Annotated in this window: 13 protein-coding genes and 1 pseudogene; 7 read left to right on the top strand and 7 right to left on the bottom strand. The window is 67.0% G+C overall.

Annotated features, from left to right (window positions below; all coding sequences use genetic code 11):
- Positions 1 to 15 precede the first annotated feature (15 nt).
- The 3 genes from K318_RS0102505 to K318_RS23335 all read right to left on the bottom strand — a co-directional run bounded on the left by K318_RS0102505 (position 16) and on the right by K318_RS23335 (position 3,528).
- On the bottom strand, positions 16 to 1,023 hold the full coding sequence (locus K318_RS0102505; protein ID WP_029088304.1) for an ABC transporter permease: 1,008 nt from the start codon (positions 1,021 to 1,023) through the stop codon (positions 16 to 18).
- 1 nt (position 1,024) lies between these two features.
- Positions 1,025 to 2,662 carry an ABC transporter substrate-binding protein gene (locus K318_RS0102500; protein ID WP_029088303.1) on the bottom strand — a complete coding sequence of 546 codons (1,638 nt, stop codon included), beginning with the start codon at positions 2,660 to 2,662 and terminating at the stop codon, positions 1,025 to 1,027.
- A 224-nt stretch (positions 2,663 to 2,886) separates the two neighbouring features.
- A complete protein-coding gene (locus K318_RS23335; RefSeq protein ID WP_051297358.1) occupies positions 2,887 to 3,528 on the bottom strand; it encodes a TetR/AcrR family transcriptional regulator in 642 nt (213 codons plus the stop codon).
- A 207-nt stretch (positions 3,529 to 3,735) separates the two neighbouring features.
- Between K318_RS23335 and K318_RS18830 the strand changes: the two genes are divergently transcribed.
- From K318_RS18830 to K318_RS24155, 4 genes are read left to right on the top strand one after another with little or no spacing between them, the layout of a single operon-like run.
- On the top strand, positions 3,736 to 4,917 hold the full coding sequence (locus tag K318_RS18830) for a CaiB/BaiF CoA transferase family protein (RefSeq protein ID WP_084499520.1): 1,182 nt from the start codon (positions 3,736 to 3,738) through the stop codon (positions 4,915 to 4,917).
- The gene (locus tag K318_RS0102485; RefSeq protein WP_029088302.1) at positions 4,917 to 5,765 is read left to right on the top strand and encodes a MaoC/PaaZ C-terminal domain-containing protein; all 849 of its coding nucleotides are present in this window, start codon (positions 4,917 to 4,919) and stop codon (positions 5,763 to 5,765) included. Before K318_RS18830 ends, K318_RS0102485 begins: the two co-directional genes overlap by 1 nt.
- A gap of 21 nt (positions 5,766 to 5,786) precedes the next feature.
- Entirely contained in the window at positions 5,787 to 6,269 is a 483-nt protein-coding gene (locus K318_RS0102480; protein WP_029088301.1) for a MaoC/PaaZ C-terminal domain-containing protein, read from the top strand.
- Between the two features lie 3 nt (positions 6,270 to 6,272).
- Positions 6,273 to 7,442, top strand: coding sequence for a CaiB/BaiF CoA transferase family protein (locus tag K318_RS24155; protein ID WP_084499519.1), 1,170 nt, complete (start codon positions 6,273 to 6,275; stop codon positions 7,440 to 7,442).
- A gap of 105 nt (positions 7,443 to 7,547) precedes the next feature.
- On the opposite strand, the gene K318_RS0102475 is transcribed toward K318_RS24155, so the two are convergent.
- The 4 genes and pseudogenes from K318_RS0102475 to K318_RS25395 form a co-directional block, all read right to left on the bottom strand.
- A complete protein-coding gene (locus K318_RS0102475) occupies positions 7,548 to 7,937 on the bottom strand; it encodes a VOC family protein (RefSeq protein ID WP_029088300.1) in 390 nt (129 codons plus the stop codon).
- A gap of 82 nt (positions 7,938 to 8,019) precedes the next feature.
- Positions 8,020 to 8,877 (bottom strand): response regulator transcription factor, encoded by an 858-nt coding sequence (locus K318_RS0102470; RefSeq protein WP_051297356.1) that lies wholly within the window; start codon positions 8,875 to 8,877, stop codon positions 8,020 to 8,022.
- Positions 8,870 to 9,808, bottom strand: a complete 939-nt coding sequence (locus K318_RS18825) for a sensor histidine kinase (protein WP_051297355.1) — start codon at positions 9,806 to 9,808, stop codon at positions 8,870 to 8,872. Before K318_RS18825 ends, K318_RS0102470 begins: the two co-directional genes overlap by 8 nt.
- Positions 9,809 to 9,887: 79 nt before the next feature.
- A pseudogene (locus K318_RS25395) lies at positions 9,888 to 10,277 on the bottom strand (hypothetical protein); the annotation flags it as partial.
- A gap of 125 nt (positions 10,278 to 10,402) precedes the next feature.
- Here K318_RS25395 and K318_RS18820 point away from each other — a divergent pair.
- From K318_RS18820 to K318_RS0102450, 3 genes are read left to right on the top strand one after another with little or no spacing between them, the layout of a single operon-like run.
- Entirely contained in the window at positions 10,403 to 11,494 is a 1,092-nt protein-coding gene (locus tag K318_RS18820; protein WP_084499518.1) for a tripartite tricarboxylate transporter substrate binding protein, read from the top strand.
- The gene (locus tag K318_RS18815) at positions 11,491 to 12,102 is read left to right on the top strand and encodes a tripartite tricarboxylate transporter TctB family protein (RefSeq protein ID WP_051297353.1); all 612 of its coding nucleotides are present in this window, start codon (positions 11,491 to 11,493) and stop codon (positions 12,100 to 12,102) included. The genes K318_RS18820 and K318_RS18815 overlap by 4 nt, the downstream gene beginning before the upstream one ends.
- Positions 12,103 to 12,105: 3 nt before the next feature.
- Positions 12,106 to 13,656: a tripartite tricarboxylate transporter permease gene (locus tag K318_RS0102450; RefSeq protein ID WP_029088298.1), complete on the top strand. Its 1,551-nt coding sequence runs from the start codon at positions 12,106 to 12,108 to the stop codon at positions 13,654 to 13,656.
- The last annotated feature ends 10 nt before the right edge of the window (positions 13,657 to 13,666 follow it).

The raw sequence follows: 13,666 nt of genomic DNA, 5'->3' as shown, positions 1-13,666 counted from the left end.
CGGGAGAGACAGTGGTCATTGGGCAGACCTCACTCGGGGATCGATGAGCGCATAGGTGATGTCCACGAGCAGATTCACCAGGATGTACATGAGAGCGATAACCACGACGAATCCCTGGATGGTCGGGTAGTCACGCGCGAACAGGGCTCCAGCGACAAAGCTTCCGACGCCTGAGAACGCGAACACCGTCTCGGTGAGCACGGTGCCGGACATAAGGAGACCCAGCTGGAGACCCGCTACTGTCACGAGTGGGATCAGGGCATTGCGCATGATGTGTCTGATGGACACCGTCCTCTTCAGCAGCCCTTTGGCTTCGGCCGTGCGCACGTAGTCCTCATTCATGACGTCGAGCACAGCGGCACGGGTGATGCGGACGATGACTGCGAGCGGGATGGAGCCCAGTGCGATCGCCGGGAGGATCAGATGCTGGATTGCGTCCCAGCTCGCCATGAGATTGCCCGTGACGATTCCGTCGAGGACGTAGAACCCCGTGGGGTGCTCTGTCGCCATCCGGATGCTGGAACGCCCGGTCGTGGGCAGCCATCCCAGCTGCACCGCGAAGACGAACTTGAGGAGGTACGCCATGAAGAACACGGGAATCGTGATGCCGATGAGCGACGATGTCACGAATGCGTGGTCGAGGGCGCTTCCGTAGTGCTTGGCCGCAAGATACCCCAGGGGTACCCCGACGAGGAGCGCGAAGAGCATCGCGCTCACTCCCAGTTCGATGGAAGCCGGAAAGCGGTCCAGCATCTCCGCGCGCACCGGCTGCCTCGACATGAGGGATGTGCCGAAGTCGAATCGGATCACCTGTCCGAGATATGCCAGGTACTGCATCCAGATGGGGCGATTGAGCCCCAGACTCTCCCTCACCTGCTCGACCTCTGCCGCAGAGGCGTCCTGGGGGACGAGCGCCTGTTCGGGGCCACCGGGAAGGGCGCGGACCCAGGCGAACATCAGCACGGACAGACCGATGAGGATCGGCACCGCTTGGAACAGCCGGCGTGCTGCGAAGCGGCCCATGTCAGTCGCTCATCTCCACCGTCGCCATCGACTCGGCGAAGAGCGGTGAGGGAACGAAGCCGCTCGTGCCCTCGCGGAATGCGAGATGTGTCGGAGCGTGGACGTACGGGACCATGGGGGCGTCCTCCATGACGGCCGCATTGAGTGCGCGGTAGAGCTCCTCGCGCTCTTCTGGAGGTGCTGTCTCAGCGGCGGTGATCTGGTCGAGGAGCTCGTCTGGCATCGTTCCCCAGCGGCCCGGCCCGGCATTCATCAGGGTCATGAAGTTCGCCGGGTCCGACATGTCCGGTAGGAGCCCGACGATGTACATCATGGATTCACCGTTGCGGATGCCTCCGAGGAAGTCCGGGCTCCAAGGGCGCCCCACGAGTGTGACCTCGAAGCCGACCGCTTCCAGATCGGACTTGAACGTCTCCGCGATGCCCTGGGGGTCCGGCATGTATGGGCGCGTCACCTCAGTCGCATAGGTGATCTCCACCTTGAGGTCCTCGGCATCGGCGCCTGAGAGGAGTTCCCTCGCCTTCTCTTGGTCGTACTCGTACTGGGGGACGTCGCCGTCCGACCCCGTGAAGCCGGGTGGAAGCAGACCCGTGGGTTTGACGGCGCCCTCGAGGAAATTGGCCTGTAGCAGAGCATCGCGATTGATCGCGTGGGAGACCGCCCGGCGTACCTCGACGTCGTCCAGCGGTTCGAAATCGCGGTTCATCGCCAGATAGCCGGTGTTGCTGGGAGGGCGCTCCTCCATGGCGTATCCCGCGGAGGTGAGGGCCTCGACGTCCTGGGGCGCGACGTTGTCGTAGCCGTCGATCTCTCCTCTCTCCAAGGCCTGCCTGCGGGCCTGCCCGTCGTCGATCGGCACGTAGATGAGCGTGTCGATGGTGGCCGGATCGCCCCAGTACTCCTCGTTCTTCACGAGAGTGACGTTCTTTCCCGGATCCCAGCTCTCGAATTTGAATGGGCCGGAGCCCACCGGGTTCTCCGTGCCGAACTTGCCGACGAAGTCGAGCGAGTCGCCGGATGCTTCGACTGCCCACCCGGACTCCTGGAGAGCTGCGGGGCTTGCGATGCCGAATCCGATGTTCGCCACCGCCGCAGGCAGCGGAGCATACGGTTCGTTGATGTGGATCGTGAGAGTGGTGGGGTCGACGACCTCGCACGACTCGTATCGGCTGTCCCCGGAGTTGCCCTCCGCGTCCTCCTTGAAACCCTTGAATGCGATCTTCCAGTATTCGGCGAGGGTCTGCGCCTGTCCCTCGAGTTCGTACAGACGATCGAAGTTGAAGCAGACCGCTTCCGCATCGAGGTCTGTTCCATCGTGGAATTTCACTCCTTCACGAAGATTGAAGGTGTGCCGGAGCCCGTCGTCGCTCACGTCCCAGTCGGTTGCAAGCTCGCCTGTGAGCTCGCTTGTTCCAGGTTCGACGTTCGTCAGCCGGTCGAAGATCTGATAGATGACGCGCTGTGACTCGTTGTCATAGATGTAGGCGCCGTCGAGCGTGGTCGGGAGTCGTGAGGACGCGAAGACGAACGTCTGTCCGTCGCCGCCGGCGGACTCGTCTGCCCCGCATGCGGCGAGCCCTGCGAGTCCCAGTGCGACGCCTGCCGCGAGGAGCTTCCTGTGTATGGGGGATGAGGTCATCATTGTCCTTCCCTGGCGCGGAGGCCCGTCGTTGGAACTCCGATGAGGATGCAGAGGAAACGCAGTAAAACTAAGTTTTTACTTACGTTGACATGAGACAGTAGTCATGTGCGGCGTCGAGGTCAACACTGGGGCGGGAACTGCTTTCTGGCTGCCGCGGCGTGGTGCTGTGCGTCTGGGGCGAACGGCGGCTGTGTGGCCCCTTCACGGTCGGGAAAGGTGGGTCAGGCTGGGGTGAGGTGGTTGCGCAGGAAAGCGAGTGTCATGATCTTGAGCTGTTCGACCATCTGCTCATCGTGGGGTGATTTCTGGAAGGCCTCGTCGAGGACTGCGGTGACACTGAGGGTGTAGATATGAGAGATGGTGCGTGCCGTCGACTCGGAGAGGTGCGGGGCGATCTGGAGAAGGCCGGGGATCTTCGCCTCGGTGGCACGCCGTGTCGATTCGCGGTCGATCTCGTTCAGGTGCGGCATGGCCATGAGGGCCTGTCGTACGGCGAGTCCTCCCGGCTCTCTTAGGCGGAAGTCCACCATCGCGTCGATCGAGTCGATGAACCACTGCTCCCAGTTGCTGTGCGTCCCCAGCTGTTCGGCTCTGTGCTCGATGGATGCCGCCCGCTTGTCCTCGAATCGCGTTGCGAGGTAGGCGAGGAGGCTCTCCTTGTTCGCGAAGTAGGAGTAGAGCGTGGCGACGTTCACTCCCGCCTCCCCTGCGATCCTGTTCGTGTTGAAGCTGCTCAGTCCCTCCGTCGAGAGGATGTGGACTGCGGCGTCGAGGATCTTCGCGAACGTTGCGCGTGCGCGGGACTGGGTCGGGTTGCGGAGGGGGCGCGCAATGTCTGCGGCGGCCTCGAATTCGGTCGTCATCCTCTGCCTTCTGCTCTTCGTTGTGTCGAACCTTCGCACGCCCCGCTGTCTGCGGGCAACTGGGTGTGCTGGTGTGGCGATCATGCAGTGCGAGCTCTTGACAAGGCGTGGCGGGAGGCATATATCTAAGTTATTACTTGGTTATGTGCGGAGGGGCCGCGCTGGAGAGGGGACGGGATCGTGGGCACTGAGGATGGGGCGGCTTCGATGCCGCCTCTGGAAGGGTTGTTGGTCATCGACCTGTCGCGGTACATCGCAGGACCGTACTGCACGATGCTCATGGCGGACGCAGGCGCGACGGTGATCAAGGTGGAGCCTCCGCAGGGGGATGACACTCGCAGCCTGGAGCCGGCGGTCGTCTCGGACCGTGGTGCTGAGGTGAGCACCTACTTCCTCCGCATGAACAGGGGCAAACGGAGCATCGTGCTCGATCTCAAGGACGGTGATGACCGTGACCTGCTCGAGCGGCTCATCGAGAGGGCGGACATTCTCGTCGAGAATTATGCGGCCGGCGTCTTCGAGCGGCTGGGTTTCGGAGCCCAGCGGGTCTTCGAGCTCAATCCGGGGATCGTCTACGCCTCTATCAGCGGGTTCGGGCACAGTGCCTCGCCCATGCGGGATCGCGCAGCATACAACATCGTCGCGGAGTACGAGGCCGGTGTTTTCTTCCAGCGGGATCCCGCTGCCGCGCCCGCCCCGCTGGGTCCGCCGGTGGGCGATATGTTCCCTGCGCTGCATGCTCTCAGCGGGCTGCTCATGGCCCTCCATCGGAAGCAGCGCACGGGCGTGGGCGGTCGTGTCGACATCGCGATGTACGACTCCATGCTCTCCCTCAACGAACTGCGCAGCAGCTACGCGATGATCTACGGCGAGGAGTGGGATCCATCTGCGCACCCGTTCTACTCTCCGTATGGTGTCTTCCCAGTCAAGGACGGGCATGTCTGCATCGATGTGACGACGTCTGGGCAGTGGGAGGGCTTTTGTTCGGCGATCGGCAGGCCTGATCTCTTCAGGATGCCCGGCATGGAGACCGGTCCGCAGCGGGTTGAGCGCTTCGAGGAGATCATCAAGCCTCCTCTCGACGCTTGGCTTTCGGGGCAGACGCGGGACAGCGCAGTGGCGGGCCTCACGCGCCATCGCGTGCCGTGTGCGGCGATCCGGGCTTCCGGTGAGGCCCTCACTTCCGAGCAGGCGACCGCCCGTGAGATGAGGGTTCCCGTCCGCGGCGAAGATGGTGTCGTCGTGACGACCGTGGGGAATCCGATCAAGGTGGACGGTGCGAACGGGCAGGCAGCGGCCGCCGCACCTGAGCTCGATGCGCATCGTGACTGGGTGCTGAAGTCAGTGCTGGGCCTTGGCGTGGTCGCTGCAGGGAAGGAGCACGGCTGATGCCGCTCGAGACAGTCTGGGTCGGTGCCGTGGGGGATGCGGCGCGTGACATCGTCGAAGACAGGTGGACGATGAACTATGCGGCGTCCGTGTATGACGAGAATGATCGCTACTACGAGAACAGGGGCGCGGTGCCGTCGGTGCATCCGACCTATGTGTCCCAGCTCGAATGGGCTGCGATCGGGAATCTTTACGAGAGGCTCGGCGGTCTGAGTGAAACCGAGCGTCGTCGCGGAGTTCACAGCTGGAACCACACTGTTCTGCACGAGACCTTTGGGCGCGGATGCACACTTGAGAGCACTGCGGTCGTGGTCGGAGTGGACACGCGGCGTTCGGGGGGCAGGTACACCGTGAAGGTCGAGACGACCTGTGCCGGAAGGCCTGTCGCGACCTCGTTCACCTCGACGATCTTCCGGGATGTGGCCGTGCGCGGGGACGACGTGGTCCCCGAGCTTCCTGCCGTCCCGGACGCCCCCGATGCCGCACCGGCGCGCATCGAATCGATCCCCCTGTCCGCTCTGGCGCTCTACCACTTCTCCGAGTGCGCGCGAGATTACGGGGCGATCCATACAGACCGCGCTGTGGCTGAGGCTGCTGGTCTGCCGGGACTGATTCTGCACGGCACGGGCACCTACGCATATGTGCTCAGCAGCATCACCAACAATGAGGCGGGCGGCGATCCCGGACGAATTCTCGGATTCACAGGACGGCTCGGCGCGATGATCGTCTGTCCTTCGACTGTGGAGCTGCGGACCTTCATCGATGGTGACACCATTCACTACACCCTGATCAACCAGGATGGCGACGCCGCGATCTCGCAAGGCGTGGTTCGGCTGGGTCGATGCTGACTTGTGAAAGCGGAGGAAAATATGGCGGACATGACGGAGGGCGCGGCTCGGGATGGGACTCTCAGGTTTTCTGGCCTGCTGCCCGGTGACGAGTACTATACGAGCGAGTGGTTCGAACTGGACGAGGAGCATTTGCGCGAGTTCGCTCATTCGACCTATCTCGATCCCGAGCATGTAGACCTCACTATCAGTCGGAATAATCCGTTCGGCTCTGATCTGGTGGACGGTTTCTGGATGGTCAGCATGCTCTTGTACTTCAATTTCAAGTACGGGAGGCGTGGGTCCGACCGGGAGTACGGCTTCAACTATGGCCTCGACGGCGTGCGATTCACCGCGCCGCTCATACTGGGCGAGAGGATCCGTGTCCGAGCGGTGATCGAGGATGTTCGTCCCCATGCTCGAGGCGTCATCGTGTCGACGCGGAACACGATGGAGGTGGAAGGCAGGGACAAGCCCTGCATGGTAGCTGTCCTCCATCTCCTCCGAATCAATCCGAAGGATTGATCGATGTCGTCTGGTCCGTTGAGCGGTCTGTTCGTTGTCGATCTCACGCGATTCGTGTCGGGTCCCTACTGCACTATGCTCATGGCAGACGCAGGGGCGACCGTTGTGAAGGTCGAGCCTCTGGGCGGAGATCCTGCACGGAGGTTCGCTCCTCTTTTTCCCCTTTCGGAAGGGGGGATATCTGCGACATTCATGCGGATGAATAGGGGGAAGCTGAGTGTTGAGATTGACCTCAAGGATGAAAAGGGTCGAGGGGACTTGGTTCGCCTTATTCGGCGTGCAGACGTCCTTGTGGAGAATTTCCGTGCAGGCGCGTTGGCCCGCCTCGGGTTCGACGAGGCTGTGCTTGAGGAGCTGAACCCCGGCTTGATCTATGCGAGCATCTCCGGATTCGGTCATTCTCCGTCTCAGTATCGCGACAGGCCTGCGTTCAATCTCATCGCGGAGTATGAGGCGGGGGTCTATCGCCGGGGGGATAATGGGCCGGAAGCGCTCGGTCCCTATGTCGGTGATCTGTTCCCTGGGCTGCATGCACTCAGCGGGATACTCATGGCGCTCTTCGAGCGGGCGCGAACCGGTGTTGGGACGAGGGTCGACATCTCCATGTTCGATTCCATGCTGTCACTGAACGAGGCCGCTGGCAGCAACGGTGCGTGGTTGGGCGGCGAGGATGGCCACGACGCTGTGAATTTCCATTGTCCGAGCGGGGTGTACTCGTGCGAGGGCGGATTCGTGTGCATCGATGTTGTGACCGATCGACAGTGGTCGAGCCTTTGTGCGGTGATGGGCGCGCCCGACCTGGCACAGGACGTTAACCTTGCATCGGGAGCACAGCGGGCAGAGGCGTATGGGGAGCTTCTGGCGCCGGTTCTCCTGCCATGGTTGGAGGGTCGGACTGCGGCCGCCGTGGTGGAACTGCTTACCTCCAACGGGATCCCGGCAGCTGTGGTGCGGAGTCCGGCTGACGCGCTCATGAGCGCTCAGGCAGGTGCGCGCGAGATGCGAATCGAAGTATCGAGACAAGGCGCTGGGGCTGGTCTTCCGGTTGCAGCGAATCCCATTCGAGTGGGTGATCACCTCCGTCCGACGTCGGCGCGCATCGCGGATGCCGGTGAACACAGCTCCACCGTGCTCGGAAGCCTGTCGAACAGCTCAGGTTCTGAGGAAGGCTGACACGCAGTTCTCTGCTCGTTCCGTTGACGTAAGCCTCCGGGAACACTGCACTTGCCTGTCTGCGCTGATTCTCCCGTTCGTCGTCCTGTTGATCCGCCCCGGCGCCTACGCCCGGCACAGGCAGAACGGATGTCCCACCGGGTCGAGGTAGACGACGAAGCTGCCGGTCTCGCTGGGCTGCACGGGATGCCGCCGACCGCCGGCGGCGAGGACCCGGGGCTCCGCGTCCTCGATGGACGGGACGTGGAAGTCGAGGTGCGCCTGCTGCGGGACCTCCCCGTCCGGCCAGTCCGGGGCGCGGTAGTCCGGAACCTGCTGGCAGGCGATGTGGTGGCCCGCCTCGCCGGCGGGAGGCCGCACCGTCACCCATCCGGGATCGTCGGCGGACGTTCCGACCTCCCAGCCGAGCAGAGTCGCGTAGAACCCGGCGAGAGCCGCGGCATCGGGGCAGTCGAGGGCGAAGACGATGTGCGTGGTCTGAATGGGACCGCTCATACGTGAGCAGTGTAGGCGCGTCGGAGCTGCCGCGGAAGGGGTGCCGCGCCTCGCCTGGCCCGCGCCTCGGCCGGTACGCGCCTCAGCCTGCGACGAGGCGGTAGAGCACCTCGGGACGGCCTCGCTTCCCGTAGCGGTGGGCGAGATCGGCCCTGCCCGCAGTGACGAGGTGGTCGAGGTACCGCCGCGCGGTCGCGCGGGAGACCGCACAGCGGTGCGCCACCTCGGCCGTGGATCTCGCCACGACGGGATCGAGCGCCGCGAGCACCTTCGCGAGCGTCACCTCGGATATGCCCTTCGGCAGAGGACCGGGGGACCCCGTCACCGGGAGATCGTCCGCCGCACCCCCGCCCGCTCCGGACCGTCCCGGCGCGGGTGCGCGCGCAGACCCCTCATGCGCGGGAGGCGACTCGGCCGGAGCGGAACCGTGTTCCCGAGGTCCGGGGCGCGCAGCACCCGGGGCGAGCATGCGGTCGATCTCCTCCTGTGCGAGTTCGGTCTCCCGCAGCGGCTCTGCGCCCGGGCGACGGCGCTCCTCCCGGTACACCGCGAGACGCTCGGCGAAGGCCTCGTACGTGAACGGCTTGACGAGGTATCCCGCGACTCTCCCGGCGAGCGCCTGCCGCACCGTGATGCGGTCCTGCGAGGAGCTGATGACCATGACGTCCGGGGAGGCGCGGGTGAGCGTGCGCAGCCTGTGGATCACCTCGATCCCGCTCACGTCGGGCAGCCGGAGGTCAAGGAGGACGAGGTCGATGTCGCCGCGGCCGGCCCGCGCGATCGCCTGCGCGCCCGTGCCGACGATGTCCGCGACGACGAAGTCCCGCAGCCCCGCGGCGAACCGCGCGTGCAGGGCCCGCGCCCCGGGGTCGTCGTCGACGATGAGGAGCCGCAGCGGGCGGTCCGGGCCGGTGCGGGCGGCACCTGAGCGCTCAGCCATCGTGACCTCCTTCCCCTTCTCCTCGCCCGCCGTCCCCGCGCACCCGGCCGCTGTGCACCCGGCCGCTGTGCACCGCGGCTTCGCGCGCTTCACCCTCGCACACTCCGTCCCCGCGCTCCGGGTCGCCTGCGCGCATGCCGAAGGCGAAGCGCGCGCCCCCGAGTGCCGAGGTCCCCACCTCGATCGTCCCTCCCCGCTCGGCCACGGCCCGCCGCACCATCGCGAGCCCGATGCCCCTCCCCGTGCCGCTCCTGTCCGGCTTCGAGGAGAACCCCCGCGCGAACAGCGAGTCCCGGTTGCGCAGGTCGACCCCCTCACCGTCGTCGGAGACCTCACCGTGGAACACCCCATCGACCTCCCGCAGCACGCAGCGGACGCGCGCTGCACCCGCCTCGCCGGCGTTCCGGCACAGGTTCGCCAGCACGAGCAGCACGGGCTCGTCGACGCGCGAGGCGACCTCGACGGAGGTCTCCAGCGCGGCGCCGAGGACGTCGAGCTCGGCCCGCAGCGCCTCCAGCGTGGCCCGCAGGACCGGCTGGCCGGCGGCCGTCTCGTCCGCGGCCGCCTGTGTCACCGACACCGCGGAGTCGATGTAGTCGAGCGCCTCGGCGGCCTCGCCGTGGGCCACGAGCCCCCGCACCACGTGGAGGCGGGTGCTGAACTCATGGGCCTGTTCGCGCAGCGCGGCGCTCGTCCGCTCCAGGCGCTCCATCTCGCGGGCCGCCTCATCGTGCAGCTGGAGCCGGCGCCGGATCGAGGCGGTCACGAAGGAGCTGATGACCAGTCCCACGAGGAGCGCGCCCGCCGTCCATGAGAGCAGCGTCCCCAGTGCCTCCTCGACGTCCTCCGTCATGCGCGACTCGAACATGCCCGCGGAGACCGCACCGATCACCTCGCCGCTCTCGTCGGTGACCGGGATCTTCGCGCGCATGGTCCGCCCGATCGTTCCCGTGCACCTCGACGACCTCCTCACCGGCGAGGACGCGGGAGCTGTCGGTCGAGACGGGGCGGCCGCGCTCTGCGGGGGTCGGGTGGGTGAGGCGCAGGCCGGCAGGATCGATGACGACGACGTAGTCCACCCCGGAGGACTGCTCCACGAGGCTTGCGAGCGGCTGCAGCTCGCCTGTCACCCGGGCGCGTTCGGCTGGGTCGTGCGGGTCCGCGAGGCCTTCGAGCGCGCCGATGACCTGGTCGAGCTCGGTGAAGCCGGCGGCGACGTCGATGACGCGCTCGGCGGCCGCATCGCGGATGCTCTGGCGCTGCACGCCCGCCGCGATCGCGGCGACGGCGCCCACGCACACGACCACGAGGAGCGGCGGCACGAGGAGGAGAAGGAACCGTGCGAGAGTCGCACCGCGGTCCGCAGCCACGTGCTCCACCCCCTTCCTGTCCGTGTGCATCAATGAGCACAAATCCTCCGCGCACCTTCCGGTGCGGTGGGCCGTTGCATCCTAGACGACGATATTCCCCCGCAGCCGTGCACCGACACCGTCGTCCGCACGGAGTCCCACGAAGGAGTGACGACATGCCCGCATCCGGGTCCCCACCCCCGCACGCGCCGGAGCCCCGGAGCTCCGCGGATTCCTCCGCCTCGACTGCCGCTCCCGAGGCGTCCCCCGCCGCTCCCGAGGCGTCCCCCACCCGCCGCACGCTGCTGCGGGTCATCAGCGGCGCGGTCGCCGTCGCCGCTGTCGGGACCGCGGTGTACGGCTCCGTGAGCTCCGCATCCGCGGGCGGCGATCTGCAGGCGTCCATGACCCTCATCGCCCCTGCCGCGGCCGGCGGCGGCTGGGACACCGTCGCACGGGAGCTCCAGCAGGCGCAGAAGGCGAACGGGCTCGTCAACAACGTGCAGGTCGTCAACATGCCCGGGGCCGGGGGCACGATCGCCCTCGGCAACCTCACCAATCTGGAGGGGCGCGCGAACAACCTCATGGTCGGCGGCACGGGCCTCCTCGCGGCCACGCTCCAGTACGACACCGCGACAACGCTCGACGACGTCACCAACCTCGCCGTCCTCTTCGAGGAGTACGACGTGGTCGTCGTGCCCGCGGATTCGCCCTATGAGAGCCTCGACGACCTCGTGCAGGCGTGGAAGGAGGATCCGGCCGCGCTTCCCTGGACCGGCGGCGGGTCCTTCGACGAGCTCGTGGTCACCGACCTCGCGGTGACGGCCGGCATCGACCCCGTCGAGACGACGTACATCTCCTCTGACGGCGGCGGGGAGGCGATCCAGGCGCTCCTCAACGGCACCGCGGCCGCGGCCACGGGCGGCTACTCCGACAACATCGATCAGATCGAGTCAGGGCGTCTGCGGGCGCTCGCCCTCGTCGCGGAGGAGCCCATCGAGGGGGTGGACATCCCCACCGCCCGCGAGCAGGGCTATGACATCACGCTCTCGAACTGGCGCAGCCTCTCGGCCCCGCCCGGGATCACGGCGGGGGAGACCGCCGAGCTCGAGGCGCTCATCGGCGAGACGCTCGCGACCGACGAATGGCAGGCCGCCGTCGAGCGGTACCACTGGGCCTCCCGCATCGTCTCCGGGGAGGAGCTCGACGAGTTCCTCGCCGCGGAGGAGGAGCGGATCGCCGCACTCTACGAGGAGATGGGACAGTGAAGGACTTCCTCATGCCGGCGTTCCTCCTCGCGTTCGCCGGATATCTCGTGCACGGCATCGTGACGATGCAGGTCCCGGAGGGCGCCTCGTTCCCCGGTCCCGCCTTCTTCCCGAGCCTCATCGCGGCAGGTCTCATCCTCTTCGCCGTGCTCCTGGCCGTGAGCGCTCTCCGCGCGCGGAGGCAGGGGGAGGGCGCTCGGGCCTCCGCCGCCGAGGCGGAGGCGTCCGTCGGAGCCCAGGCACCCGCCGAGGCGCTCGCCCGCACCGCCGTGGCCGTCGCCTCGGGCGCGGGCTCCGGTGCGGCAGCCTCACCTGGCGCGGAGACCGGTCCCGGGGCCGACTCCGCCGCGGAGAGGCGGCCCGCCCTCGACTGGGCGTCGTTCGCCTGGATCGTCGGCGGATTCCTCGGCTTCGCGCTGCTGCTCACGACTCTCGGGTGGGTCATCGGGGGAGCGCTGCTCTTCTGGTGCGTGGCCCGCGGGTTCGGCGAGCGGCGGCTCGTCGCCACTGTCGTCGTCGGGCTCGCGCTGAGCTCGCTCACATACATCGCCTTCGACATGCTGCTGGGGCTGTCCCTGCCGTCGGGCGTCCTCGGATGGGGGTTCTGAGACATGGAGACACTGCAGCTTCTCGGTGACGGGTTCCTCGGAGCCCTGTCGCTGACGAACCTCATGTGGGTCGTCATCGGATGCCTCCTCGGCACCGCGGTCGGCGTCCTCCCGGGGCTCGGCTCCTCGATGGCCGTCGCGCTCCTCCTGCCCGTGACGTTCGCGCTCGAGCCCACGGCCGCCTTCATCATGTTCGCCGGCGTGTACTTCGGCGGGCTCTTCGGGGATTCCACGATGGGGATCCTCATGAACACGCCGGGGCAGGCCTCGGCGATCGTCTCGACGTTCGAGGGGCACCGGATGGCGCTCGACGGGCGGGCGGCGAAGGCACTCGCGACAGCCGCGATCGGTGCGTTCGTCGGCGGGTTCATCGCCTCCGTCGTCGTGGTGTTCGCGGCTCCCGTGCTCGCGGAGTTCTCCGCGAAGTTCGGCCCGGCGGAGTTCTTCGCGCTCGCGGTGTTCGCGTTCGCCGCGACCTCCACCGTCGTCACCGACGACATGGTGAAGGGGCTCGCGTCCCTCTTCATCGGTCTGGGGATCGCCGTCATCGGCATCGACGGGGTCTCCGGCGCGCCGCGCTTCACGCTCGACTCGCCGAACCTGTTCGACGGCGTCTCCCTCGTCACGGTGACCGTCGCGATCCTCGCGCTCGGCGAGGTCATCTATGTCGGGTGCCTCGACCGCCATGTCCGGGGCGGGCGCCTCATCCGCCCCAAGGGCCGGCCGTGGCTGACCCGATCCGAGTTCAGGGAGGCCGCTCCCGCCTGGATGCGGGGCACCGCCATCGGGCTGCCGTTCGGCGTCGTGCCGGCGGGCGGTTCGGAGATCCCCACCTTCCTCGCCTTCGGGCTGGAGAAGCGCCTCGATGCGCGGCGGCGGAACCCGCAGTTCGGCAGGGGTGCCATCAAGGGCCTCGCGGCTCCCGAGGCCGCCGGTAACTCGACGACAGGGATGTCGATGGGCGCCCTGCTCGCCCTCGGGCTGCCCGTGTCCGCGACGGCCGCGATCATGCTCGCGGCGTTCCGGCAGTACGGTCTGCAGCCCGGTCCGCTCCTCTTCGAGCGGTCGCCGGACCTCGTGTGGGCGCTGCTGGCGAGCTTCTTCATCGCGATGGTCGTCCTGCTGATCCTCAACCTCCCGTTCGCGATGCTGTGGGCGAAGCTCCTGCTCATCCCGCGGCCGTTCCTCTACGCGGGCATCACGCTCTTCTGCGCGATGGGCATCTACGCGTCCTCGGGCTCGACGTTCGACCTGCTGCTCCTGCTCGGAGTGGGGCTCGTCGGATTCCTCATGCGGGCGGTCGACGTGCCGCTGGCCCCGCTCATCATCGGCATGGTCCTCGGACCGCTCGCGGAGACGAGCCTGCGCGATGCCGCGATGAGCGCGAACGGCGACTTCACGGTCCTCGTGAGCAGCCCGATCGCCGTCGTCCTCTACGCTGTGCTCCTCCTCGTCCTCGCGTTCTCGGTGGTGAACCGGGTGCGGGCACGGAAGGCCGCGGCCGAGGCGCCGGAGGGGGCTGCCGCTCAGGCCCCGGCGGAGGCGAAGGGCTGAGTCGTGCCGA

The sequence above is a fragment of the Brevibacterium album DSM 18261 genome, assembly GCF_000426445.1.
GTDB lineage: Bacteria > Actinomycetota > Actinomycetes > Actinomycetales > Brevibacteriaceae > Brevibacterium > Brevibacterium album.
This window is presented reverse-complemented; position numbering and strand designations above follow the sequence as displayed.

Coding starts and splice junctions, on each gene's coding strand:
- K318_RS0102480 (WP_029088301.1), top strand. CDS start 5,787: ATGGCGGACATGACGGAGGGCGCGGCTCGGGATGGGACTCTCAGGTTT.
- K318_RS0102500 (WP_029088303.1), bottom strand. CDS start 2,662: ATGACCTCATCCCCCATACACAGGAAGCTCCTCGCGGCAGGCGTCGCA.
- K318_RS18820 (WP_084499518.1), top strand. CDS start 10,403: ATGCCCGCATCCGGGTCCCCACCCCCGCACGCGCCGGAGCCCCGGAGC.
- K318_RS18830 (WP_084499520.1), top strand. CDS start 3,736: ATGCCGCCTCTGGAAGGGTTGTTGGTCATCGACCTGTCGCGGTACATC.
- K318_RS18825 (WP_051297355.1), bottom strand. CDS start 9,808: ATGCGCGCGAAGATCCCGGTCACCGACGAGAGCGGCGAGGTGATCGGT.
- K318_RS23335 (WP_051297358.1), bottom strand. CDS start 3,528: ATGACGACCGAATTCGAGGCCGCCGCAGACATTGCGCGCCCCCTCCGC.
- K318_RS0102505 (WP_029088304.1), bottom strand. CDS start 1,023: ATGGGCCGCTTCGCAGCACGCCGGCTGTTCCAAGCGGTGCCGATCCTC.
- K318_RS0102475 (WP_029088300.1), bottom strand. CDS start 7,937: ATGAGCGGTCCCATTCAGACCACGCACATCGTCTTCGCCCTCGACTGC.
- K318_RS0102450 (WP_029088298.1), top strand. CDS start 12,106: ATGGAGACACTGCAGCTTCTCGGTGACGGGTTCCTCGGAGCCCTGTCG.
- K318_RS0102470 (WP_051297356.1), bottom strand. CDS start 8,877: ATGGCTGAGCGCTCAGGTGCCGCCCGCACCGGCCCGGACCGCCCGCTG.
- K318_RS0102485 (WP_029088302.1), top strand. CDS start 4,917: ATGCCGCTCGAGACAGTCTGGGTCGGTGCCGTGGGGGATGCGGCGCGT.
- K318_RS24155 (WP_084499519.1), top strand. CDS start 6,273: ATGTCGTCTGGTCCGTTGAGCGGTCTGTTCGTTGTCGATCTCACGCGA.